The sequence below is a fragment of the Muriventricola aceti genome, from assembly GCF_025567565.1.
GTDB classification, from domain to species: domain Bacteria; phylum Bacillota; class Clostridia; order Oscillospirales; family Oscillospiraceae; genus Lawsonibacter; species Lawsonibacter aceti.
In genome coordinates this window covers 116,857-138,150 of record NZ_JAOQKF010000001.1, presented here as the reverse complement: position 1 = coordinate 138,150, position 21,294 = coordinate 116,857, and the positions used below count along the sequence as shown (strand labels likewise).

Annotated in this window: 30 protein-coding genes; all 30 read right to left on the bottom strand. The window is 58.2% G+C overall.

Annotation, left to right across the window (positions count from 1 at the left end):
• Positions 1–14 precede the first annotated feature (14 nt).
• Positions 15–362, bottom strand: coding sequence for a serine/threonine protein kinase (locus OCV64_RS00795; protein WP_317246354.1), 348 nt, complete (start codon positions 360–362; stop codon positions 15–17).
• 5 nt (positions 363–367) lie between these two features.
• Positions 368–550, bottom strand: a complete 183-nt coding sequence (locus tag OCV64_RS00790) for a hypothetical protein (RefSeq protein WP_262668967.1) — start codon at positions 548–550, stop codon at positions 368–370.
• A 12-nt stretch (positions 551–562) separates the two neighbouring features.
• Complete coding sequence (locus OCV64_RS00785; RefSeq protein WP_262668964.1) at positions 563–967, bottom strand: isoaspartyl peptidase; 405 nt, start codon at positions 965–967, stop codon at positions 563–565.
• A 1-nt stretch (position 968) separates the two neighbouring features.
• On the bottom strand, positions 969–1,586 hold the full coding sequence (locus OCV64_RS00780) for a carbohydrate-binding protein (RefSeq protein ID WP_262668963.1): 618 nt from the start codon (positions 1,584–1,586) through the stop codon (positions 969–971).
• Positions 1,547–2,719: a reverse transcriptase domain-containing protein gene (locus tag OCV64_RS00775; protein WP_262668961.1), complete on the bottom strand. Its 1,173-nt coding sequence runs from the start codon at positions 2,717–2,719 to the stop codon at positions 1,547–1,549. Before OCV64_RS00775 ends, OCV64_RS00780 begins: the two co-directional genes overlap by 40 nt.
• A 194-nt stretch (positions 2,720–2,913) precedes the next feature.
• On the bottom strand, positions 2,914–3,111 hold the full coding sequence (locus OCV64_RS00770; RefSeq protein WP_262668960.1) for a DUF6273 domain-containing protein: 198 nt from the start codon (positions 3,109–3,111) through the stop codon (positions 2,914–2,916).
• A 7-nt stretch (positions 3,112–3,118) separates the two neighbouring features.
• The gene (locus OCV64_RS00765) at positions 3,119–3,580 is read right to left on the bottom strand and encodes a hypothetical protein (protein ID WP_262668959.1); all 462 of its coding nucleotides are present in this window, start codon (positions 3,578–3,580) and stop codon (positions 3,119–3,121) included.
• A gap of 2 nt (positions 3,581–3,582) precedes the next feature.
• Entirely contained in the window at positions 3,583–3,765 is a 183-nt protein-coding gene (locus OCV64_RS00760) for a hypothetical protein (protein WP_262668958.1), read from the bottom strand.
• Between the two features lie 229 nt (positions 3,766–3,994).
• Positions 3,995–6,280: a DUF6273 domain-containing protein gene (locus OCV64_RS00755; RefSeq protein ID WP_262668957.1), complete on the bottom strand. Its 2,286-nt coding sequence runs from the start codon at positions 6,278–6,280 to the stop codon at positions 3,995–3,997.
• A 4-nt stretch (positions 6,281–6,284) separates the two neighbouring features.
• The gene (locus tag OCV64_RS00750; RefSeq protein ID WP_262668955.1) at positions 6,285–6,944 is read right to left on the bottom strand and encodes a hypothetical protein; all 660 of its coding nucleotides are present in this window, start codon (positions 6,942–6,944) and stop codon (positions 6,285–6,287) included.
• Positions 6,941–8,122 (bottom strand): baseplate J/gp47 family protein, encoded by a 1,182-nt coding sequence (locus OCV64_RS00745; protein WP_262668954.1) that lies wholly within the window; start codon positions 8,120–8,122, stop codon positions 6,941–6,943. The genes OCV64_RS00750 and OCV64_RS00745 overlap by 4 nt, the downstream gene beginning before the upstream one ends.
• The gene (locus OCV64_RS00740; RefSeq protein WP_262668952.1) at positions 8,119–8,493 is read right to left on the bottom strand and encodes a contractile injection system sheath initiator; all 375 of its coding nucleotides are present in this window, start codon (positions 8,491–8,493) and stop codon (positions 8,119–8,121) included. The genes OCV64_RS00745 and OCV64_RS00740 overlap by 4 nt, the downstream gene beginning before the upstream one ends.
• Positions 8,494–8,496: 3 nt before the next feature.
• Positions 8,497–8,835 (bottom strand): PAAR domain-containing protein, encoded by a 339-nt coding sequence (locus OCV64_RS00735; protein ID WP_262668950.1) that lies wholly within the window; start codon positions 8,833–8,835, stop codon positions 8,497–8,499.
• Positions 8,836–8,853: 18 nt separating this feature from the next.
• Entirely contained in the window at positions 8,854–9,390 is a 537-nt protein-coding gene (locus tag OCV64_RS00730; RefSeq protein WP_262668949.1) for a Gp138 family membrane-puncturing spike protein, read from the bottom strand.
• 11 nt (positions 9,391–9,401) lie between these two features.
• Entirely contained in the window at positions 9,402–10,247 is an 846-nt protein-coding gene (locus OCV64_RS00725; RefSeq protein WP_262668948.1) for a phage protein, read from the bottom strand.
• Positions 10,248–10,604, bottom strand: a complete 357-nt coding sequence (locus tag OCV64_RS00720; RefSeq protein ID WP_262668947.1) for a phage baseplate plug family protein — start codon at positions 10,602–10,604, stop codon at positions 10,248–10,250.
• Positions 10,605–10,610: 6 nt separating this feature from the next.
• A complete protein-coding gene (locus OCV64_RS00715) occupies positions 10,611–11,228 on the bottom strand; it encodes a phage baseplate protein (RefSeq protein ID WP_262668946.1) in 618 nt (205 codons plus the stop codon).
• Between the two features lie 14 nt (positions 11,229–11,242).
• Positions 11,243–13,732 carry a phage tail protein gene (locus tag OCV64_RS00710; RefSeq protein ID WP_262668944.1) on the bottom strand — a complete coding sequence of 830 codons (2,490 nt, stop codon included), beginning with the start codon at positions 13,730–13,732 and terminating at the stop codon, positions 11,243–11,245.
• Positions 13,733–13,771: 39 nt separating this feature from the next.
• Complete coding sequence (locus OCV64_RS00705) at positions 13,772–13,906, bottom strand: acetyltransferase (RefSeq protein WP_262668943.1); 135 nt, start codon at positions 13,904–13,906, stop codon at positions 13,772–13,774.
• 52 nt (positions 13,907–13,958) lie between these two features.
• Positions 13,959–14,225, bottom strand: a complete 267-nt coding sequence (locus OCV64_RS00700; RefSeq protein ID WP_243242535.1) for a hypothetical protein — start codon at positions 14,223–14,225, stop codon at positions 13,959–13,961.
• A gap of 86 nt (positions 14,226–14,311) precedes the next feature.
• Positions 14,312–14,719 (bottom strand): phage structural protein, encoded by a 408-nt coding sequence (locus OCV64_RS00695; protein WP_195259656.1) that lies wholly within the window; start codon positions 14,717–14,719, stop codon positions 14,312–14,314.
• A 16-nt stretch (positions 14,720–14,735) separates the two neighbouring features.
• Positions 14,736–15,812 carry a DUF3383 domain-containing protein gene (locus tag OCV64_RS00690; protein WP_262668940.1) on the bottom strand — a complete coding sequence of 359 codons (1,077 nt, stop codon included), beginning with the start codon at positions 15,810–15,812 and terminating at the stop codon, positions 14,736–14,738.
• Between the two features lie 6 nt (positions 15,813–15,818).
• Positions 15,819–16,358 (bottom strand): phage neck terminator protein, encoded by a 540-nt coding sequence (locus tag OCV64_RS00685; RefSeq protein ID WP_262668938.1) that lies wholly within the window; start codon positions 16,356–16,358, stop codon positions 15,819–15,821.
• Entirely contained in the window at positions 16,355–16,729 is a 375-nt protein-coding gene (locus OCV64_RS00680; protein ID WP_262668936.1) for a hypothetical protein, read from the bottom strand. The genes OCV64_RS00685 and OCV64_RS00680 overlap by 4 nt, the downstream gene beginning before the upstream one ends.
• A complete protein-coding gene (locus OCV64_RS00675; protein WP_262668935.1) occupies positions 16,730–17,392 on the bottom strand; it encodes a hypothetical protein in 663 nt (220 codons plus the stop codon).
• A gap of 3 nt (positions 17,393–17,395) precedes the next feature.
• Positions 17,396–18,046 carry a head-tail connector protein gene (locus tag OCV64_RS00670; protein ID WP_243242536.1) on the bottom strand — a complete coding sequence of 217 codons (651 nt, stop codon included), beginning with the start codon at positions 18,044–18,046 and terminating at the stop codon, positions 17,396–17,398.
• Positions 18,047–18,079: 33 nt separating this feature from the next.
• Positions 18,080–18,208 (bottom strand): hypothetical protein, encoded by a 129-nt coding sequence (locus OCV64_RS00665; RefSeq protein WP_262668932.1) that lies wholly within the window; start codon positions 18,206–18,208, stop codon positions 18,080–18,082.
• A 36-nt stretch (positions 18,209–18,244) separates the two neighbouring features.
• Positions 18,245–18,658 carry a hypothetical protein gene (locus tag OCV64_RS00660; RefSeq protein WP_262668930.1) on the bottom strand — a complete coding sequence of 138 codons (414 nt, stop codon included), beginning with the start codon at positions 18,656–18,658 and terminating at the stop codon, positions 18,245–18,247.
• Positions 18,659–18,685: 27 nt separating this feature from the next.
• A complete protein-coding gene (locus tag OCV64_RS00655) occupies positions 18,686–20,275 on the bottom strand; it encodes a phage major capsid protein (protein ID WP_262668929.1) in 1,590 nt (529 codons plus the stop codon).
• A gap of 16 nt (positions 20,276–20,291) precedes the next feature.
• The gene (locus OCV64_RS00650; protein ID WP_243242537.1) at positions 20,292–21,284 is read right to left on the bottom strand and encodes an HK97 family phage prohead protease; all 993 of its coding nucleotides are present in this window, start codon (positions 21,282–21,284) and stop codon (positions 20,292–20,294) included.
• Positions 21,285–21,294: the final 10 nt, after the last annotated feature.

Genomic DNA, 21,294 nt, shown 5'->3' with positions numbered 1-21,294 from the left:
GGTAAATTCTCCTTTCAGTCATCGAGCAGGGCAGAAATTCCCTGCCGGTCTAAAAATTCTTTCTGCTTGTGCTTGATACTGGTTGCATACTCCAGGGCGGCGTGCATATCCCCATTGCAATGAGCATCCGGGATACGCTGGACGGCCTTGGCAGTAGCCTCTCCCAAGGCAATGGAGGCCCTGGTACTCTGGACAATGATGAGGAATAGGTCCTGTTGGTCTTTGGTTCTTTTTGCCTGGGCGGAGTCCTTTTCCTCAATTCGGCCTTTCAGACGCCAGACGATAAGCCCCATGATGGTGCTAGGGATACCCATAGAAACAACAAAGGCCAGAAGCAGTTTACCAACGTCAATTTGAACCACTGGTATCACCCCCTTTCTGACTGGTTCTCTCTACCGATGAGCCGCCTGAATTGCTCGTCAGCGGCGGCAAGCTCATCCTCACCAAAGGCGGCGCCCAGCTCACCGAGGCGCAGGTTCATGGCCCGGATGATGGCGCTTTGCTCCTCAGCAAGTGAGCAGAGGCTTTCGATAATTTGAAGGTTGCTCATAGTCGGTCCTCCTCACCAGATAGAAGGAGCTCCGACCAGGGAGGCAATATGACGGAGGTCCTGAATTGGGGCATTGAAAAAATCGTGGTTCCAGAGCCACCAATCCTCGTGCTCGGGCCGCCGGTACTTCTGGCATAGGTCATCAGCCCACACCTTGTCCCATCTGGCCTGATACCCTGTGTCCCGTTTCTCCAGTTTCTTCTTGATGGCGGTCACCAGTTTCCCGCGAAGTTTCCCTTGACCGTCATTATCAGCAGAGAAGAAGTCATAGGCATTTTGGCTTGTGATGGTGCAGACAGCTTCTCCATGCCAAAAAAGAAGTCCGTCCTGCTCATCCAGGACGGACCCCCAAGGGATATTGACAGGACCGGAAAACCCTTTGAATCTCGCCCGGTCTCGCGCTACATATTTTCCCATATTAGCTCTGCACCTCCGTCCACCCATAGACACCAGGCTCCCACACATTGGCGGCGACGTCGCTGGTCCAGTGCTTCCCGTTATGGCTCACCTTCGCCCCCATTTCATAGGCATCATGGGCACCGAGTGGCTGGGACCACTCAGGCCACTCCTCGGCCGGGTCAGAAATACTCACCCAGAGGCTCACGGCGGTGTTGGGGGTCCAATCAGACTGAGAGGTGTGGGCCTGGAGGCATTTATACAGTTTCCCGTCAGTATAGCGGCGGATCTGTCCCTTGGTATAGTTCACAGGGTATGCCCAGGAGGCAAATAGGTCGGCGTGTTCTGAGGCGGTAGTGTCATCAATACTCCCAGCCTCAGTCAGGGTGACGAACATAATACCATTGACACCGACGGCCTTGGTAATCTCCTCCCCTGCGTCGGTCTCCTCCAGAGAGACAGAGCCCAGGCTGTCTCCCATCTCCTCCCGTCCAATAAGCTGGTACACAGTACCGGAAAAAACAATGCCCTGAGCTTCGGGCTCAGGGCAGAGGTTATAGCATCCGTTGGGTGCCAGTTTTATGTAGTTCGGGGCTTCGGTCATGCCGATTTGGGTTCCGTCTTTAAGAATTTTGAACACAGTTTTACACCTCCAAAAATTGAATAGGCCAGCCGCTCCAGGCGGAGCAGCCTACCGTGGTCATCAAAACTGCTGTAATAGGCTCGTTGGGATTGCATATACTCAGCAGCTTCAGCAAGGGTACGTCTGCCGGCGGCAACCTCCCGCTGGAAAAACTTCAGTTTTCTGCGGCTCCGCTTCATTCCATCACGACACCCATTCCGCTTGACGGCCCCGCTCTCAGTCAGGGTAAAGCGGACCTTACAGAAGCGGAAGGGCTTGGTGAGGGGGATTATCTTGCATTTCCGCTTATTCACCCTAATGCCCATTGCCTCAAAACGACGCACAACCTCGCGGGCGAGTTCCTTCAGTTTTTCAATATCAGGCAGGATGATATAGTAATCATCCATGTAGTGGGCTGCAACATGCACCCCAGCTTGGCATTTTATCCAGTTATCCACGGAGCTAGGAAGGGCCACCATCTCTTGCTGGGATGGCTCCACACCCAATGGCATACCGCGTCCAGGGGTAGGACAGGGGGAGCTTGCAACGATGGCATCAGCCAGGGCCAGGAGCTCAGGGTCGAAAATGAGTTGACGGTGCCGCTGGTAAAGGGCAGCATGGGGGGCATTCGGGAAGAAGCCTTTCAGGTCCAGCAGGAACACAGCCCCCTGGCGGCCATACCGGCGGAAATGCCAGTGAAGTTGTTCCTCCAGTCGGCGGTATGCCCAGTGGAGCCCTTTCTTTTTCTGGGATGCCCCATTGTCATAAATCATGCACGGGCTGTATAGCGGTATTAGGACCTCATTGCACAGGGTCTTGTGGATTTGCCGGTCTGTGACATGCGGTGCATCAATAGGGCGGACTTTCCCTCTTTCCCTCAGGGTGAAGTGGGAGCATTTCTTGAACTTGTATTTCCCGTTCAGTATATCCTTTCGGCGGCGGGCAGTGCCAGAGAACAGGTGGAGCCCAAAGTTTTGGGTGCTCTGCTTCCATCCTACGCCGTTGCAGCACTTCTTCCCATGGAAGAACATCTTCCGATAGGAGAATGCCTTCTTCAGTCCGCCCAAGCTCTCACAGCGGGCTCGCTTATTCTCCAGGCGGCGGTCCTGGCGCCTTTGGTATCGCGCCTCTCGGCGCTCTTGACTGGTCATAATGGGTATTCGCACCTCCGTACAGATGTGGTGTAGGATGCCGTCTAATCTGCTTTGCTCCAGCACATGAAACGGGGGTAGGCATATCACCCCGCCATGCAAGAAGCGTTCGTGCGGAAGCATCAGAGGGCAGTTTTAGGGACTTTCACCCAGGGAAGCGTGTCTCCTTTTGCGTGGGTCGTCTTTCACTTTCGCTACTCCATTTGACCCCGCATATCGCAAAATCCGGCGAGGACACCCGCCGACCAGGAAGCATTGTTATTGTTGTAGTTGCCGTCGGTGTTGACATTACAGAAGTTATTGTTGTTGTTGTAATTGGCGGAGCGGAGCCACCACCAGACGGCCCGAAGGGCCGAAAACACCGAGCCTGGAATTATCAGACACGCACCCAATATAGGGCTATTCCTTCTTTTGGGCCAAGCTCTTGATTTGGCCCTTCAGCAGCTCGTTTTCCTGGTCAATCTTTTCCCCCAGGCTTTGAGCCATTCGGTCCAGTTTCTCAGTAGCCTCAGAAGGAGATAGGCTTTTCCCCTTGCTGTTGGTAAAGCAGCCCTGGGGGTTCTGGCTCATAATCGTATAACAGTGGGTAAGCCGTACATCCAGAGCCATGAGCGAAGCCCTTGCCTCCAGCAGGTGGGCTTTTCTCAGCTCCACCCTCTGGGGGTCAGATGGGAAAATACTGTTGGCCTTCTCGGCATGGTCAATGACCTCACCAGCCAGTTTTGCGGTAGGCTCCGCCAGAAGGCGGGAATACCGGGCAGACAGGCGGGTGAGGAAATTCAGGGTTTCAACGAAAATTTGGTGGGCCGTATTCACAAACTCGGCCTTGCTGACAGTTCTCTTGGATTTCAATACCGACATAGCTACACCTCTGTTTCACCGGCCTTAATTTCGCCTTGCTCCCTCTCCACATCCTCCAGGTGCTTCAGCAGCACAAACTCAATATAGTTCGTAACGGAACGGTGCTCGTTGGTAGCCAATATTCCGATTTTCTGAAACACTTCATCAGACAGGCGGAGGGTGAACACTCTTTTATTTGTAGCCATAGAATACCCCCAAACTGATTGGCATAGGGCTATTTTATGACTATTTTCGCCTCCTGTATGCAGTCAAAAGACAGGTAAGTGATAGCATTTTAAGGGGGCGTTTTTTAAAAAATCGCGTCGGCGCTTCGCGCCGATATTCTTTTTTCGGCGCTCCCTGGAGCTCCTTACTTCTATCGGGGGACCGCCCCCTTCCGGGGGCGGGATGGGGTCTGGATAGCTCTGCGGAGGATTAGGCAGCAAAGCCGGCGAGGACACCCGCCGACCAGGAAGCATTGTCATTGGTGTAGGAGCCGTCGGTGTTGACATAACAGAAGGTATTGGTGCCGTCGTAATAGGCGGAGCGGAGCCACCACCAGACGGCCGTGCCAGTAGACGAATGTTTGTACGCTACACGAGAGTTTCCAGCAGAGAAGTAGGCATATTGGGCCTGGCTGTTCTGTTCATACTGGTTCGCATAATACCGAGCACCAAAGACCTCAAACTCAGCAAAGAGCCAGAGATAATCAGTTGTAGCAGTGACGTTCCCAGCCACATTGCTGCCATTGCCGGTATTATCAGTGTACTTGGTTACAGACTTCATCACAGCGCGAAGGTCAGAGGGTAGGGCAGCCAGCAGAGTATTTGCCGGGGGACTGGTGGGGGTCCCAGTATTGCCAAGAATATTTCGCCGCATATTGGTGCTATTCCAGCCACCGACATTGGAACGACTGGTGTTCATATTGAAATAGCCGGAGGAGGTCTGCTCATTGCTGTACTGGTTATCACAGAGAGCCACCATCTTCCCACTAATCTTTCCAATAGCGAAGTGGGTCCTCTGGCCGCCTTCTTTACCGCTATTATGATTGAAGCCTACGATAAAGGCATCAATAGACTGGTTGGAGAAGGTAAAGTTGCCAACCTTACCATTGATTCGGATGCTCTTGGTATCTCCCACGCTCCACACATTAGCAGCGTCTCCAGCGTCGCTGGCGGCCTTAATGGCAGCCCAGGTGTTGGAGTTCAGGGTAGCGTTGAAAAGGTTCACGGTGACGCTGCACGTCTTACTGGAGGGGGCTGTATAGTTCGTCCCCTCAGCCACTTTGACGGTGATTGTGGCCGAGCCATAGGCAACGGCGGTCACGGTGATGGTAGTACCGCTCACGCTCACGGTGGCGATGCCGGTGTTGTTGGAAGAAGCAGTGACGGCTCCATTTCCAGGGCGGGTGACAGTGATGGTCCCGGTCCTGGTGGCATTATTCAGGGTCAGGCTGGACCTGTTCAGGGTCAGGCTGCCAGCAGCCTTTCCAATACTCCAGTTGACGCTCTGGGGGCCGACGCCGCCGCCATCCCACTGATAGTTGGAAGTGGGGGTGAATGTAGCGGTATAGGTCCCGGCATTGGTCCCGCTGGTAGCCCCGCCGATGGTCAGCTTCGAGGTATCATAATTGGCCCAGGTGGGAGACTGTGCCGAGCCGGTATAGGTCAGGGACCCAGACTGGCTGGGGAGAGTGGAGACGGTAGCCCTTCCAATGGTCCAGGGGGCTTCCTTGGCCGCCGTGGTCCCATCGGTCCACTGATAATTCGCCTTCGGGGTGAAGGTGGCGGCATAGCTTCCAGCGTTGGTGCCGCTGGTGGTTCCCCCCAAGGTCATCTTGGAGGCATCATAGCCGGACCAGGTAGGGCTTTGGGCGCTCCCGTTATAGGTCAGGCTGCCCGTCTGGGTAGGCACACTGGCAATATTCGCCCTGCCGATGCTCCACTGGACCGACTTTGCCTCTTTAGTTCCATCAGCCCACTGGTAATCATCCTTTGGAGTGAAGGTAGCTGTATAGGTTCCGGCGTCGGTAGCCTCCGTGGTACCTCCCAGGGTCAGGGTGGTCGGGTCATAGCCGTTCCAGCTCGGAGACTGCGGGGACCCGGTATAGGTCAGACTGCCGTTCTGGGTGGGGATAGTGCTGATGGTATGGGTCAAAGCCTCCACCTGGTCAAGAGCATCCTGGGCAATCTGCCTGATGTCTGGGTGAGCCTCCTTATCCGAGTTATGGGCCGCAATCATCTCAGCCACCTTCTCAGCGGTCACCAGAGTTTCGAGGTCGATGTCGGCGGTCACGTTGTCTACGGCCCCCACAGCAGCCACAAGCTCAAAAATAGCAATCTTGCCGACTGTGGAAGTCTTGGACTTGATGGGCTCAGGGGCAGCCTCCAGGACGAGGTATGTATAGGGCACCTCTCCCAGGTCAGGGTCCTCGGCATACAAAAGAACACCGGTCGCAGAGAAGTCAGCGGTCACATCGTCACTGGTGATCTGAGCTGTGACCTGACATTCTCCATCGACCGGGTTTGTTGCCCCACTGAGTTTGGCGTTCATCACATATCCAGCGGGCTCAGTCATCGTAGCCGGGGTGCTTCCTTCCGGGATACTCCCATTCCCCACGGCGACCCTCGTATAGTGCATGGTGCAGCGGCCAGCCAGCACCTTGGCAATAAGAGCCTCAGCAGGTGCGCACTGGTAGCAGCCATCGGTGAATAAGGGCATAGTTTCAAGCCTCCTTGTCTATTCTTTTTCCTTTGATACGGGAGACGGTGTAGGTGGAGGAGCCCACAGCGGGCCCTCCAGATACCACCGTCTCAAAAGCACAGCCGCGGGAGATGATGACCTCATACTGATACGTCCTCCGGTTCCTGAGCAGGATGTGGACCTCGATACCGGCAGCAGCAATGCGTTTCATCAGCTCCGCAATGACCTCGATGGAGGTCAGGCGCTCAGAACTCAGAAGGGCCTCGTCCACACAGATGCGGATTTTACAGGGGAATTTCTCCTGGATTTCAATATCGGTGGGCTGGACGTCGAACAGGCTTGCGGCGGCCCAGATAATAGTGTCGATGTCGCCACCGGACATGAGGGCAATCATCTTGACCTTGATGAGGAGCCGGTACACGGTATCCGTGGCCCCGCCTCTATCAACGCCAAAATTTGCCCCGTAGCGGTCCAGCACAGCCCCTTTCGCGTTGTCCAGGTCATCCCATACCCTCATGCGCTCCGCGTGCTCATGGACGAACTCCAGACCCCAGGCCAGCGTCTCAAACAGACGGCCGATATTGGTCTCCAGGGGCAGCCCCTTTCGGTCATTCCGAATATCCTCTCGCGCATAGGCGCTGGTGAGCTGGTCCAGCATTTGAGACAAATATCCGTAACTCATGCTTCAATGCTCACCTTCTCCCCATCGGTGATGGCCTTCTCCCTGGTGCCTATCTCGATATTGTTCTGGCTATAATCCACCCCATCCTTGCTGATGAGGAGGTCAAAGTCTACCACGCCGGAGACGCCGAGAATGACGCCGGGGATAGCCATATAGAGCACATCCTGGCCGATGGTCAGGCCGCCCCAGGTATCTCCACCGATGTAGTTGATGAGGGCCTCCTTGATGAGGTCATTCCCGTTGTACGGGAAGTTGCTGTTGGTCTGAAGGTTCGTGATTTTCAGGTAGACAGGGACGGTGGTGGGCCTGGAAAAGTTGATGTCGATGCTCTGGCCGCTGGCACTCAGCACGGCAATGGTTTTCCCTCCATAGGTCTGGATACCGGCGGCCTTGCGGCGGTAGATGGCCGCCGCCACCTCCTCGTCGAGCCCTCCATAAGCCACCACCTCGATACTGTGCGGGGGGAGGCCCAGGTCGTTTGTCTCGTCGGTGTCGTTCTCATAGCAGATGACAGAATAGATGGCCTCCACGTTCTGAAGGAGCTCGCCGGAGATGGCGTCAGCGTTCACGCCGCCGGCATAGTCCACGGACTGGTAATATCTGTCCCGGAACTCCTCATCGGTTTCCCTACCCCGGCCACCATCCACAGCAGCAGAGTTCGAGCAGGAAGCCACCCCGTCCAGGGGGTTCACGATTTCCGTCACCGTACCAGCAGAGGCATTGTAGTCGGAGCCGGTATCCACAGCCTGGACAGGAAGGGTCACGGTCCCGGAGCTTTCAATACGCCCCTCGGTCATCACGGCATATTGAAGTCCGGCCACAGTCTTGACCAGGAAGCCGGAGGGGATAACTGTCCCTGCGGTCCCGGTAAAGGTAACATAGCCGGTTGCCTTTTGCGCCGGGAGAAGGGACAGGCCGATGGCCTTCCCCAGGTTATAGAGGCTCGTACCCACTGCCGTATCCACAAAGCGGCTGTTGTAGACGTCCTCCATCAGGGAGAACAGGATATTGAGTATCCAGGCAAACACCCGGAGAAAGAGCCCCAGGGGGGAGCGGACGGTCAGGTTGGCCCTGTCCCCGAACAGCTCCCGAGCCTTATACTCGATGGCGTTCAGGAGTTCAACATAGGTCGGGCGGTGGAAGCCTCGCTCGGTCACGCCCCATTCTTCATTGTTCAATTCATCGTCACCTCCGTGCTGATGGTATTCCCGTTGGCGAGGCGCCCCACAAAGGAGATGTCAAGGGCCCGCCCGGTTTGCGTATAGTTCACTTCCTCCACCTCCTGGACCTCCGGCTCCTGGAAGATGGCGGCCCGGATGACCTCTGGTATCTCATCCTCGGTCAGGTCCTTCGGCTTCTTCCCCATAATCGCCTCGTAGTCGGTCCCATGGGACGGGACAAGGGCAAACTCGCCGAGCCAGGTCTGGAGGGTCAGGCGGACCGCCTGAGCCGTCGTATCATCCCCGGCCACAGTTTCCATCATGCCGTCGGCGTCAAAGGTGATGTCCCTGCTTTCAGGGTCAATTCTCAGCGTATAGTTGTCCTCCACGGTTCACCCTCCTATCAGGACGTCGGAGCTGCCGGAGGAGATGGACCCGGTCCCACTATGAGGGGCCAGGGCATCCCCCATGCGGGCCGCCGGTTTCCCATTGATAAAAACGGAGCCACTGCCAGCGGCAACGGCTCCAGAATTAGACCCACAGCAGGCGTCCAGCTCCGTAGTGGTGCTTCCCACCGTGGCCGCTGGCTGCCCGTTGATATTCACGTCCCCGGAGCACCCCCCGGAGATTTGCCCAGAGATAGGCAGGGGACCATGAGGGGGGACGTGGCCGGTGTGCTCTCCGCCGGTAGTCCCCTGTATGCTGTCATTCAGTCTGGCGGCTCCAGGCATAGCTCAGGCCCTCCTTTCTCAGTTCAGATTGACCACGCCGCCGGTGGTGGTCAGGTTCCCGGTGATGGTCACATTCCCCTTGATGTCGATGCCGCTCTTGGTCATGGAGAAGTAAACGCTCCCGTCAGTGGTCCCCATGCAGAGGGTCCCGGAGGGGAAGCCAGAAATGGTGTTGGACCCGACTCGGATACCCCCCAGGAAGATGGCGTCATCCCCGCTGTGGAGCCGTTCCGTGTTGGGGTCAGCTTCAGCCCCGCCAGCTATCACCGCGTCGCTGTCCCGGTCCAGGTACAGCACCACGCCGATGTCCCCGGCCTGGTACACGGGCCGGAAGGCCCAGCCCCCGCCATAAATCATGGCGACAGGGACGGCCAGGACCTGGGGCTTCGTCTGGAAGCTGTCCTCGTCTGGGTATCGGGTGATAGGCTGCACATCAACCGTCATGTTGGCCTCGTCGAAGGCTACCACCTTCACGATGTCAGCCACACAGATGGAGGAGGCCATGGACTGGGCCTGGGCATCTTCAAAGGCCCGCTTTTTGCTTTGCCGTGCCATACTATCCCCCCTTATGCCGGCTTCATTTGGATGGTGGTTTTCCAGTCTCCCTTGGGGCTGCCGACGTGCTTTCCACTCACCACGACGAACTTCCCGTTGAGGCTCTGAGACTTCACTGTGACAGCATCAGCAGGGCCGATGTGGTAGTTGAGGAGACATTCCCTGGTGACGTAGTTCCCTTCCTCGTCCTTGGCCTCAGTGCTTTTCTGGCTATCAGACCCCACCGCTATGACGGTCTCCTCCACCTCGTCACCAGACATGAGGAGCCCGCTTTCCGGGGTCAGCACCAGGCCATTGGCTATGCCCTTGGAAGGGTCATTGATGATGACGGAGCCGGTCCTGATAAGGAACCGGCTCTTGCAGTCATTCACCACGACCTGCTTCAGCAGGTCCTTGACCTTCCCATTGCACACCAGGCCCCGGTCATAGACCTTGTTCACGGCCAGGGTGAACTCGCCCACCTCCAGGCCGAAGATGTTCAGCAGGTCGGAGACGATTTCCTGCCCAGTGCTCCCCTTGGCATAGGTTTTGGTGACCTTGGAGCTGAGCCATTCATCCATAGCGGCGGTGGCCGTGATGCTGGTTATCCAGTTCGTTTTGTCGTGCTTATGGGAACAGGCGGAGACCTTTCCCACGAAAATGGCCCCGATGTCCCCTTCATAGCCAGCGTTCAGGATGATAACGCTTCCCCGCTTGATACCCTTCCGGGTGCTCTCGGCCAGATTATAGGCCTTGAAGGTGGCGCTCTGGAGGGTGTCGCTGTCCTCGAAGGGGACCTCGAACTCAAAATACAGGTCGTCCATCTGGTAGACCTTAGAGCCGATTTGGAGGGTGGCCTCCCTCATCCAGAAGGGCATTTATTCAGACCTCCTCTCGTACAGGTAGAGCTTGACCTGCTTCCCGAAGTTCTCCCAGGTCACTTCGTCCACCTCGTCCCCGGTAAGACACAGGGGAATGATGACGGGCAAGGGAAACCGCTCGTCCTCGATAGGGCCAAACATGGGGCGGCCATACCGCACGGGGTCCGCATAGGCCAGGACCTCGCCAGTATTGGCAACGCTCAGGTCGATGGTGAAGAAGCCCCCCACGTCGTTGTAGCGGACGGTGAAGGAGTAGGTCTTATCGGTCAGCTTTATGTTGAAGGTATAGGGAATTTTGCTGGTGTCGATGTCGATATACTCAACCTCGGCGCCCAGCTCTATGAGCTGAAGCATTTTCCGTCACCTCCTCCCGGTATTCGTAGGCGTGGACCGGGAGGAAGGCCCGGAACTGCTTGCGGGTTTGGTGTTGTAGGTATTCACATAGGCGGCATAAGCCGAGCTGGATATAGTCTCGGATACGGTGGTTTTCAGCCCAGCAGCAGACGATTTGGAGGTCTGAGACGATGCCTTACTGCTGGAGCTGGAGGAAGTCTGAGAAGCGGCGGTGCTATCCTGGTCAGACATCATGCTTGCCGTACCGCTGTCCTCGCTGCTCCCTATGGTGATCTGCTTCAGGGTCGCAGTGAAGGTGAAGCCCTTCCGATTGGTAGCGTCATGGGTGGACTGAAGGTTTTGGATGACCAGGTTATTGATTTGGTTCCGCCCGGTATAGGTCAGGACGTCGCCCTTCATCCACATCTGCTGGAGGGTGGCGATAGCCGCGGCCCCGTCGGTCACAGTCCCGGAAAGCTGGAAGCTCAGGGGGGACCTGAAAACGTGGTCGTTGATACTACCGCCACCCTCTATCGGGTTATCGGTTATGGTGCTCTGCCGGCTGACGGTCTCCTTGTTGATGACACCATTGATGAAGGGCTCAAAGCGAACACTTCCGCATTTGGCCCCCTGGAGTACATACATTCGCTTTCCCTCCCTTACGCAAAGCCATGCTGCATGGCTCTCTCGGCGTAGTCCTTCTCCTGGGCCTCAGCATAGAGCTGACCAAACAGGGCCCGAATACGGGCCTCCAGCTCATCCACGGCCCCGCCGTCGGCACCACCATTGACCACGATGCTGATTTGGGGATTAAAGCTCATGGTCCGGGTGTTGTTCTGCTGGTTGGTGGTGCTGAAGGAGTTCACCAGGCGCTCGGTCTGGTCCGCCGGGATAATGGCAGACCCTCCAGGGAGGATGGCAAGCTCGCCGCCCTCCTCATTCATCCAGGTTGGGCCGCCGGGGAAATTATCCGTGCCTCTGGCATTGTGCGGGATATTTGTGCCGACAGTGCCGGAGGTCGCTGTATTGGCCTCTCTCGCCGCCGCTGTGATGCGTTTGAAGTCATCGACAATAGAAGTAGCCCCCGCGTCTGCGGCGGCTGTCATGGCGTTCCAGGCCGTTTCTGCGTCGGTCTGCATTTGGCCGTAGGCAACCTCAGCAGAGGTCCCCATTGCCATAAAGTTTACGTCGGTGATCTCGGCGGCGGCATTGGAGCTTTCCTCCACAGCTTTGGTGGCCGTCTCAGCAGCTCCGTTGACCTTCTCCTGATATTCGGAGGTATCCACAGCGAGGGAGGTTTCCTTGGAGGTCACGCCGTCCAGGTTCTCCACGGCCCCGCTGAGGTCGTTCACGGCGGCCTCACTTTCAGAAGCTCCACCGAACAGGCCGCTGAAGAAGTTGACCACCTTGCCCACGCCGTCAGCCAGCCAGCCGACTACGGTTCCCAGGACATCAGCAATGACCCCCAGTACGTCCCCGATGGTGGACAGGACCGGGCTCATGGCCTCCAGGATAGGGGACACCAGCCCCAGCAGTTGCGCGATTGGGGGTAGCAGGGCCTCGGCTATGCTCTGAAGGGGGCCCATCAGGGGCTCAATAATGCTGGTGGTCAGTGTATTCAGAATGTCCACCAGGGGCGGCATGACGGTTTCGGCTATCATGCCGACGATGTTTGCCAGGGGCGGTAGGATAGTTTGGGCCAGGTTGGAGAAAACCGAGATAAGTGGGGTGGCCGCCTGGAACAGGGTGCCGAGTACGTCTGTCAGCACCGGGAGGAGGGTCTGGCCCAGCTCCATGACCACGGGGATGGCCTCCCCCAGCCCCTCGGAAAGCATACTCACGAAGTCCATCAGCATGGGCTCGATTGTGGGCCAGCTCTCCAGGATAGTGCCGAATAGCCCCTCCAGAACGGGGGTGAACTGGGACCCTGCGTCGGCCATGAACTCAGACCATACACCGTTCAGGCTCTTGGTGCTATTCACCAAGCCCCCAGTATCCTTTATGGCCGCCTGCTGAATGTCCCCGCTCTTATCCAGCAGGGCATTGAGCCGGACCTGGGCCATGGCCGCGTCGTCCAGCTCGTCGATTTGGCTACCGAGGCCCATTTCCATGGCCTTGTTCTTCAGCACGGTGTCGTCAATGTGTATGCCGTACTCCTCCAGGGCGGCGCTGTTGCCGGAGAGGTAGTCCTGGACCACCCCCAGGGCGTCAGCATCAGCCATGGAAAAGGCGTTGCCGAAGTCATAGGCCAGGGACGTGGTGACCTTGGAAAGCTCGGCGGCGGCATCCCCGGTGATACCCATTTCCCCATACATGGCTTTGTTGGATACCATGAAGGATTGCACCTCAGCAGTGCTCCGGTGGACAGAGGCCGCATAGTTATCCACCCATGCGGCCGCATCAGTTCCGGCAAAGCTGGCCTCGAACTTCTTCCCGCTGTTCTCAGCAGCACCGGCAGCCTCGATTGCGGCGGCCCCCAGTTCCTTCAGCATATCTATACCGGCCTGGATTGCCTCGAAGCCGACAAAGGCAGCCAGGGCCCCCTTGATGGCCTCCTTGACCTCTCCACCGGCTTTCTCGCCCTCGTCCCCCATATCGTCGAGGTCCCTTCGGGCATCATCGGCATCATCTCCCAGGCCATTGAGCTTGTTGGCTGCCTCCTCTACGGCCCCCAGGAATTTTCCCTTGATAGTAGCTATCGGGTGAGTGAAGGCGGTCCCAATGCCCTTGACGCCCTTTTGTACCTTCCCAGTGAAGGTGTTGAACTTCTTTTCAGTGTAGCCGATGGCTCCATCAAAACCGGCTCGCATGGTCTTAGAAACGCTGTTGCTTTCCTTGGCCGCGGTCCCCATAGACTTGGCGACGGCGGACCCGAAACTGTCAGCCTCACGGCCTATGGCTCGGAAGTTGGTCCCGATGTCATCAAGGCTGTCCCCGGCGTCCTCAGCTTCGTCACGCATATTCCGAAGCCCAGCGGCCCCGGTGTCAGCCCCGGCCTGAATACCAGCCCCCATGCTGCGCCCGGCTTCTTCAGCATCTCTGGCGCTATCCACGGCCTGCTCCAGGCGGGTGACAATATCCTCAAGCTGGTCAATAGCGTCCTTCAGGCCGAAGTCGAGCCCGAAGGTCATCTCTCTACTGTCCGCCATTTTTTCCTCACCTCCTTACACGCAAAAAGAGGGGGAGGCTCATGTGGCCCCACCCCTCTTTTTGGTCCATTCTGTGTTGTAGAGTATCCTGGCCTCGACAGCCTCCCGGTAGTCGGCCATGTCCATTTCGCGGAGTTCCTGATAGGACAGGCCATTGCCACCGTAGACCATCATCCAGAATGCCTTATTGCGGACGGCCCGCCGGTGGGCCGCTTCCAGTGAATACTCACTCTCGAAGAAACTTCTCGATGGCGGCGATCAGCTTCTCCGGGGTCTTTACGTCCTCCTGGGCGTCGAAGTAGCCCATGCCGTCGGTTTTCACCTCAGCAGGGGCAATGACCACGTTCTTGAACATGGTATCCAGATACTTGGTGGTGTCCTTCTTGCCGCCGGTCATCCCGCACTCGTCGTTGGTCTGGAAATACCAGGTGGGGGACACACTCTGAAGGGTGAACTCCTGGCCGTTTACGGTGACCTTCTTCTGCTTTGCCATATACTTTCGATAGCTCCTTTCACTCAGCGACTTTGGCCTCTCCAGCCATTTCTTGCTCATAGTCCTTGCAGCTCACCGCCGCCGGGTCATCTCAGCACCATGGAAGGCACATAGATGTTGATGGTGACGGTGCTCTGCTCCTTCTGGCGGGCCGCGTCGGGCATCTTCAGAATGCGGCAGTTATCCGCACTCATGGCGAAGCTGTCCGCATCATTGGCGTCCTGCACGGATACCGTGATGAGGCGCCGCTTTGCCTCCAGCTCCCGGAGATAAGGGAGGCTGGAGGAGGTAGACATGAGGGTGAGGGCGATAGTCCCGCTCTCATTGGCGTTCTCAGAATAGGCAACGTCGCCCTTGGCCCCCACGGATGGGGTCACGCTGTCCTCGTTCTTGCTCAGGGTCACGACACCATCAGAGGCGAAGCCAGTAATGGCCCGGCCAGCGACGATGACGTTTACCTTTTTGGGGTCATAGCTCTGGACCTCGATAGACATGGATTTTCCTCCCTTCTTACGCGCTCAGGGTGGCCCGCAGGGTCCCCTTGACCTTCACACCATGAACGGCCCCTTCAAGCTGGGCCTCCCAGGTGATGTCGGGCATCTGCCGGTTACGGGCCTGCTCGTCGGTAGCCTCAGACCGCTTGGGCACAGTGACGGTGTAGACCCCCTGGCCGCTCTCGGTATCCAGGGCAATGATGCCCAGGTCCACAGCCCGGTTGAGGGCCTGGAAAACTCCATCAGCAATGATGGCAAAGCCCTCGTCGGTATAGCCGATTTTGGCGTTCTCCAGGAAGATGTCGTACAGGTTCTCCCGCATGGTCTTGGCGATGTAGTCAGCACCCATCTGCACGTCGATGAACTCACCGTTGAGGCAGGTCCCATTCTTCACATACTCCCGCTTGTATTCCACGGTGAGGAAGTTGACGTTGGCCTCCTCCAGGGCGTCCCGCTCCGCCTTGGTCAGGTCGGGAACAGCAATGCCCTGAGGCCGCTTAAACTTCCACGTCACACTCTCAGGATAGAAGGGGCCCACGTTGCCCACATAGGCGGCGTCGGCATATTCGGTGGGGTCATCGGTATAGATGATAATGCTCCGGGCATTGGTAAGGGCCAGCTCCTTATCGCTGGTCTGCCCAAAGTAGAGCTTGCGGTGGTCCTCCTCGCCGGCCCCCAGCTCCGCCTCGGTGGGCTCGGTGCCCTCAGCCCAGGCGCACAGGGCCTCCACCGCCTCGGCCCCGGTCTGGTCGGTGAGCAGGATATACCAGTCATCGTCGGTCTGCCGGAGGGTTTCGATGGCCTGGACCAGAGCGGTGGCCTTGTCGCTTTCGCCGGTCCCAGTAGGGGCCTCGATACCGGCGATTTTCACCTTTCGGATAAGGGTATCGGCCAGGGTAGTGTCCCCCTGGTTGAACAGCTTCTCAGCCATTGCCGCGACCTTTTTTCCAGTGAAGGTGGTCTGGATGACCTCCAGGTCCCGGTAAGTGTCGATGGCCTTCTCTCCCTCGGTGGAGAGAAGCAGAATGTCCAGGTTCTCGGTGCCGGTGGGCCGGGCGTCGATGTTGACAACAACAATGACATCATTCGGCATTCGTTATCACTCCTTCTGTTTGGTAATTACATTGGTGACAGTATCAACCTCGGCAAGGTCGGTGCGCGTGTACCTCAGCCGGACATCGAAGCCAAACCGACGGCCCATCTCGTCCAGCTCCAGGGCGTCCCTGCTGGTGGCGTTGGTCACGTCCACCACCACGAAACCAGCCTTCTGAATGGCGTAACGCCCACCATGAAGGAAGAAGCCCTGGGCCAGCGTAGCCAGCTCCAGGGCCTCGTCAGCGCCCAGGATAGACACCTGTTCGCCGTCTTTCTCCTCAACTCGGTTGATGCTGCAAGCAGTAAACGACATGGTGGTGGTCGGCTGCTCCTCCCGGACCTCCACCGCTGTTCCTTCCGTACTCCCGTCCTCCAGAGAGTAGTTGCCCAGCCCATTGTCGGGGGTGTAGTCAGAGGTGATGGAGTACACGATGAACGGCGGCTCCATCTCCGGCTCCACCTGGGAGGCCATCAGGACGGGGCAGCCGACGAAATTGCTCAGGGCCAGGATAAGCGCATTGCGCTTCTCGATATAGGACCTCATTTCGTGGCCGCCTCCCCTCTGGCTTCCACCAGATACCGCTTCATAGGGTGGATGCTGTTGTGCCCCAGCTCCTGGGTGACGGTGTAGGTGATCTGAGTTTGAGGGTCAAAGACCTGGGCCCCGACCCTCAGCGCATAGCCGTTGGTGTAAATCTTCTCGCTGTGGTCAGTGACGGTGCCGGTGATTTCCCTCACCAGGTCCTTATCGCTGACCGGCAGCACGGCCCCCTGGAAGGGGGTCCGCTCAGTAGCTCCCCCGGGGATATACTGGCCGCCCTTAGACTGGTCGAACTTGCTCCCAGCCTTCAGGTCGTACATGGTGTGCAGCAGCCCACGTGGGATGACAGGCTGTGCCATTTTGAACGCGCCCATTTAGTCGCCCTCCTCCACCTTCCAGGTGACAGAATTGAAAAGCCTCTTGGTAACCGTCAGGGGATTGTTGGCCCAGCTTGGGGCCCGCTCCTTCTGGATACGGCCCTTTGGCTCGAAGTTCGACGCATCGGACATAAACTCGTGGATAAGGTCCACGGCCTTTCCGCCTATCCACTCAGCAGCTTTGTGGGCGTCCCATTTTTCATGGATGATTTTCCCCATAGCCTGCTGGCACACATCGGCCAGGAGGTTGCGGTTGGCGTCATATCCGGCACGGATAAAGGACCGCTCCGGGATGGTCACAGAGGGCAGAAGCAGGAACAGGAGATTGAGGTCATCAGACGGCCCCTCGTCTCCCTTCTTCTTACGCTTGCGGGGCTTCTTGGCGGTCACTCCCAGCAGATAGCCATTTTTGGACCTGATAAAGAACAGGTCCGGGAAGTCCCTGGGGCTCTTGTCGTAGCTCTCTTGGCTAATTGGGATACACAGATTTTTGGCCTGCTTTGCATGGATGACGGCCCCATACTCATGGACACGGGCGATAGTCAGTATCTCGCTGTCAGCGTCGCCCTGGATACCCACCTTGATACGGAGCTTCTGGAGCTGTTCCAGCTCTCCCTTTATCCGCAGCAGCTCAGGGGTCACGCGGTCGCTCAGTTTCATGGCTCACCACCTCATGTAGTGGCTGAGGGTTTCCATCCACGACGCCCTGGGCTCCTTGTCGAAGGTCCAGGACACGTCGGAGATAGAGAAGGCGGAAAGCCCCTGGGACCCGTTCACAAGGATGGAGTATTCCTGTTCCGCGATACCCCAGACAATGGAGATGATGTCGGCGGGCAGGTCGGAGGGCTCATCCTCTGTGGCGTCCTTCGGCAGGACATAACCGGCGGTGAATTTGACCTCCAGATAGCGGCTGGCGGCCCGGTAGTCATTTGCCAGCCCGTAGGGGTAGCCCCGGAAGGTCCAGCCCATGTCCCGATACAATACCCCGATGTCGCCACTCATAGAGAAGTCATAGGTGCCGGGGTCAATAAGCCCCCCGGTCACGGTGTCCTTCACATACTCAACAGAGCGGATGGGGTACTCCCGAAGGACAAGCTCCTGAGCGCCGGGGCCAGCGTAGCGGTCAGTATAGGTGGCCTTTCCAAAGTGCCGCCCGGTGATGGTCTCAATCCAGGCAGAAGCGGCATTGATGATGCGAACAAGGTTGTTTTTGGTGGCCTGGTCCGCCGCCTCCTCAGAGATGCCCAGCCGCTCCATGGTGTCCTCCAGTGTGGTCATGGCATTAGGGGCCAGGGCCACGGTTGCCTCGGACATGAACTCGCCTCCCTTCAGCGGGGAGGGGGAAGGCTATTCGCCCTCCCCCTCCTTCTGCTCCTTCTCGGTTTTCTTGGAGGTGGTCCCTTTGCGCTCCTTTACGGGCCGCTCCAGCTTATTCTCAGCCGGTTTTGCCTTCGGGGGGTCATATACCCTTGCCATAGTGAAAACCTCCTTTGTACGCTTCTCTACACGGCATTACGCGGGGGTGTAGGCCTTATCCCCCAGCACCAGGGCGGCGGTGGCGGTGCAGGAAGCAGAGGAGCCGCCGGTGCAAACGACCTCGACCTTAATCTTGATGAACTGCTTGCAGCCCACCAGGTCAAGGTCGAAGTTCACCAGGGCGCCGCCGCCGGCATCAGTATCCAGGGAAATGGAGCCGTCAGCGTCCAGGGCCTTGTCCACGGGGATGAGCTTATCGGCGGCGGGGGTATAGCTCCCGCTCTCGGTATCGCACTCGGTCACGGTCAGCTTAACAGCCAGGCCGGTGGGGGACCCAGTAGGAGTGCCAACCAGGACCCCCAGGACAGCAGACAGGAAGCCGTCACGGTCAATAGCGTCCTCGCTGGTATAGGGAGTGACCTTCACGTTCTGAATGAGTTCACGCTTCATGGTTCTTTTACCTCCTGTTTCTCAGGCTCAAAAAGCCTTGATGTTCTTGACGTGGATGAAGCTCTCCTTGTGCCGGGCGGCGATGTCAACGTACATCAGGGCACGGGTGGCCGCCAGGTTCTCCTCGAAGGCATTGTGCTGAACGCCGTCCTCGTCGGTCCAGGAGCCGTCCAGGGTGGTGTAGGTCTCCAGGCCCAGCTGCTCACCCACAAGCAGGTCGGACCAGTTACCGAAGGCCAGCTCAGTGAGGCCGGTGCCGTCGGTAGTGATCTGATTGGACACCCGGTAGGGGAAGCCCAGCAGCTTGCCGCTGTTCATCTCATCCCGGTAGATGTAGGCGCCGGTGGTGGTTTTCATATTCATGAGGTAGCCTTCCAGCACGGAGTTGAAGGCCCAGCCGAGCTTGTTGTCATCCACGTTCTTGGCCAGGACCTTGGAGCGGATATACACGGGGAAGTCGGCGGTGATGGCACCCTCAGCAGAGGACAGGTCGGTGTTGCCCAGGGTCTTGGCGTCTACGTGCTCAACCTCCTTGTCGGTGAACACGCCGAGGGGCTGGAACTCGCCGCCCTTGCCGAACATAGCGCCGAAGTCCAGGCCCAGCTCCATCCGGCGGGTCAGGTCGTTGGCAAACATCTGGTCGGCAGAGAAGTTGGTAGACATCAGCAGCTCGCGGGTCTGGGGGACGATAGCCTCCAGGCGCTTGGCGGACAGCTTAATGTTGCCGAAGGCGGGCTGGCTCTTGGCAATCTTGCGGCCCTCACCGCCCCAGGTAGCACGGGCCCCGGAGGTCATCTTGGGGATGTTCAGGTTGCCGTTTGCCATGGGGACCTTCTGAGCGCCCAGCTCAAAGATGACGGTCTTGGCGTACAGCAGCTCCACGATGTCATCCAGGTAAACCTCCGGGATGAGGTAGCCGCCGCCGGAGGGGTTGGTGGCGGACAGGGCCTTGAACTCGCGGGCCATATCCGCATCGTCGTACTTCTTCCGGGCATAGAAGGAGGCCATATCGGGGTCGTGGCGGCCAAACACGTCCAGGCACTTGATGGCGCGGGCGAGCTGGATAGCGGGGGGCACAGACTTCTTGGAGGAAGGAGCCCCGGCGCCCCGGCTCATGTAGATGCCGCTGTACTTCCGCTGCACGGGAGCAGGGGCAGCCTTACGGCCAGGGGCAGACTTGGTGCTGGTGGGCCGGGCGGCAGCCTTGCGGCCCTTCGCCTCGTTCTCCTCCATGCCCTCATCCTCCTTGGCTTCCTCATCCTCCACGCCGTCATCGGCCTTGGCTTCCTCCTGGGCCTCCATAATTTCGCCCACGGCCTCCAGGACCTCGTCGGCGCTCACGTCGCCCAGCTCCTCGCCAGCGTCCTTGCGGGCCTTGCGCTTCTGGGCCACTACGTCCATGGCCTGCTCAATCAGGGCGGAGATGTCAGTGGGGGCAGCCTCCACAGTGGGGTCGCCCTCCTCGCCCTCGCCCTCAGCCTTGGCCTCGGACTGCTCCTCCAGGGCCTCCTTGACGCAAGCCTTGATTTTCTCGGTCAGCTCGTCGGCCTCCATCTTCACAGACTTGCGGCCAGCAGGGGCGGGGGAGTTCTTGGTCTTGGGAATGTACTTGCTCATTCTGGTGTTCCTCCTGTCAAAGTAAGATTTCGATGGTGGTAGCTCCGGCAGGGTGCGCTCCCTTACCGGCTTCAGGGGCCGGGGCCCCCTTGGGTGTGCTCTCCTCTCCAGCCTCACGGATGATGCTGTCAAGGGCTTTGGTGGCGGCCTTCATACTGGCGCTCGCCTCCTTCAGGGCCTTCATCCTGGCGGCACTGATTTTGCGGCCGGCTTTTACGTCGGCTGCAGCTTCAGCGGCCATGGCGTTGGCTCTCTCGGCGGCTTCAGCAGCCTGCTTGTAGTCGGTGATGACTGCCTCCGGGTTCATAGCCCAGGTGACAACGGACACCTCCCACAGCTTCACCTCGCGGAGATGACGGACCCCGCTGTCCTTGTCGTAGTCGAATACGACAGGGTCATACCCGATGGACAGCTCATTGAGGACGCCATCCTTCAGCAACACCTTGATGTCGCGCCCCATCGAGGTGTCGCTGACCTTGGCCTTGATGTAAAGGCCGTTGCTGTCCTCCCTCAGTTCCAGAGGGCGGCCAATGGGAAGCCAGCAGTCGTTATGCAGGGCCAGGATTTTGACCCGCTCCCAGCCTTCGGCGATTGTCTTCGTGAAGGCTCCGGGCTCTATGATGTCGCCGCCGCTGTCCACATTCCCGAACACGGCGGCGTAGCCGCTGAAAATGCCAGTATCTTCCTCGTACTCGTCCGCCTTGAATTGAAGGACCTTGTACTCGGTTTTCATGCTCTTGGTTTTCACCCCCTTCCCGAGCGAAGCCTCCCACGCTTTCAGCCCCTTCTTCGGGGCATAATAAAACGGCGATTTGCGGAGGTGAGCCACCGCAAGTTTCGCCGTCAGTATGGGGTCATTATTGGTGATGTCAGTATCGGGGCTCTCAGCCCCATGCTCCAGCTCCGCCGTCATACCGGCGGCCAGGGCCTCAGCGGTAAACCGCTCCTTCTTCAGGTCAATGCCGGCCGCCTCAGCAGCAGCCGTTGCCTGGTCTATCGTGAACTCCATAGGCCTGCCC

Bases quoted from the DNA above. Each gene is read 5' to 3' on its own strand.
- OCV64_RS00755 (WP_262668957.1), bottom strand. From the start codon at position 6,280: ATGCCCTTATTCACCGATGGCTGCTACCAGTGCGCACCTGCTGAGGCT.
- OCV64_RS00675 (WP_262668935.1), bottom strand. From the start codon at position 17,392: ATGAAACTGAGCGACCGCGTGACCCCTGAGCTGCTGCGGATAAAGGGA.
- OCV64_RS00700 (WP_243242535.1), bottom strand. From the start codon at position 14,225: ATGGCAAAGCAGAAGAAGGTCACCGTAAACGGCCAGGAGTTCACCCTT.
- OCV64_RS00660 (WP_262668930.1), bottom strand. From the start codon at position 18,658: ATGAAGCGTGAACTCATTCAGAACGTGAAGGTCACTCCCTATACCAGC.
- OCV64_RS00705 (WP_262668943.1), bottom strand. From the start codon at position 13,906: ATGATGGTCTACGGTGGCAATGGCCTGTCCTATCAGGAACTCCGCGAA.
- OCV64_RS00670 (WP_243242536.1), bottom strand. From the start codon at position 18,046: ATGTCCGAGGCAACCGTGGCCCTGGCCCCTAATGCCATGACCACACTG.
- OCV64_RS00750 (WP_262668955.1), bottom strand. From the start codon at position 6,944: ATGAGTTACGGATATTTGTCTCAAATGCTGGACCAGCTCACCAGCGCC.
- OCV64_RS00715 (WP_262668946.1), bottom strand. From the start codon at position 11,228: ATGTATGTACTCCAGGGGGCCAAATGCGGAAGTGTTCGCTTTGAGCCC.
- OCV64_RS00655 (WP_262668929.1), bottom strand. From the start codon at position 20,275: ATGAGCAAGTACATTCCCAAGACCAAGAACTCCCCCGCCCCTGCTGGC.
- OCV64_RS00690 (WP_262668940.1), bottom strand. From the start codon at position 15,812: ATGCCGAATGATGTCATTGTTGTTGTCAACATCGACGCCCGGCCCACC.
- OCV64_RS00785 (WP_262668964.1), bottom strand. From the start codon at position 967: ATGGGAAAATATGTAGCGCGAGACCGGGCGAGATTCAAAGGGTTTTCC.
- OCV64_RS00710 (WP_262668944.1), bottom strand. From the start codon at position 13,732: ATGGCGGACAGTAGAGAGATGACCTTCGGGCTCGACTTCGGCCTGAAG.
- OCV64_RS00730 (WP_262668949.1), bottom strand. From the start codon at position 9,390: ATGGCACGGCAAAGCAAAAAGCGGGCCTTTGAAGATGCCCAGGCCCAG.
- OCV64_RS00765 (WP_262668959.1), bottom strand. From the start codon at position 3,580: ATGTCGGTATTGAAATCCAAGAGAACTGTCAGCAAGGCCGAGTTTGTG.
- OCV64_RS00760 (WP_262668958.1), bottom strand. From the start codon at position 3,765: ATGGCTACAAATAAAAGAGTGTTCACCCTCCGCCTGTCTGATGAAGTG.
- OCV64_RS00685 (WP_262668938.1), bottom strand. From the start codon at position 16,358: ATGAGGTCCTATATCGAGAAGCGCAATGCGCTTATCCTGGCCCTGAGC.
- OCV64_RS00725 (WP_262668948.1), bottom strand. From the start codon at position 10,247: ATGCCCTTCTGGATGAGGGAGGCCACCCTCCAAATCGGCTCTAAGGTC.
- OCV64_RS00735 (WP_262668950.1), bottom strand. From the start codon at position 8,835: ATGCCTGGAGCCGCCAGACTGAATGACAGCATACAGGGGACTACCGGC.
- OCV64_RS00695 (WP_195259656.1), bottom strand. From the start codon at position 14,719: ATGTCTATCGAGGTCCAGAGCTATGACCCCAAAAAGGTAAACGTCATC.
- OCV64_RS00775 (WP_262668961.1), bottom strand. From the start codon at position 2,719: ATGACCAGTCAAGAGCGCCGAGAGGCGCGATACCAAAGGCGCCAGGAC.
- OCV64_RS00665 (WP_262668932.1), bottom strand. From the start codon at position 18,208: ATGGCAAGGGTATATGACCCCCCGAAGGCAAAACCGGCTGAGAATAAG.
- OCV64_RS00790 (WP_262668967.1), bottom strand. From the start codon at position 550: ATGAGCAACCTTCAAATTATCGAAAGCCTCTGCTCACTTGCTGAGGAG.
- OCV64_RS00650 (WP_243242537.1), bottom strand. From the start codon at position 21,284: ATGGAGTTCACGATAGACCAGGCAACGGCTGCTGCTGAGGCGGCCGGC.
- OCV64_RS00680 (WP_262668936.1), bottom strand. From the start codon at position 16,729: ATGGGCGCGTTCAAAATGGCACAGCCTGTCATCCCACGTGGGCTGCTG.
- OCV64_RS00720 (WP_262668947.1), bottom strand. From the start codon at position 10,604: ATGCTTCAGCTCATAGAGCTGGGCGCCGAGGTTGAGTATATCGACATC.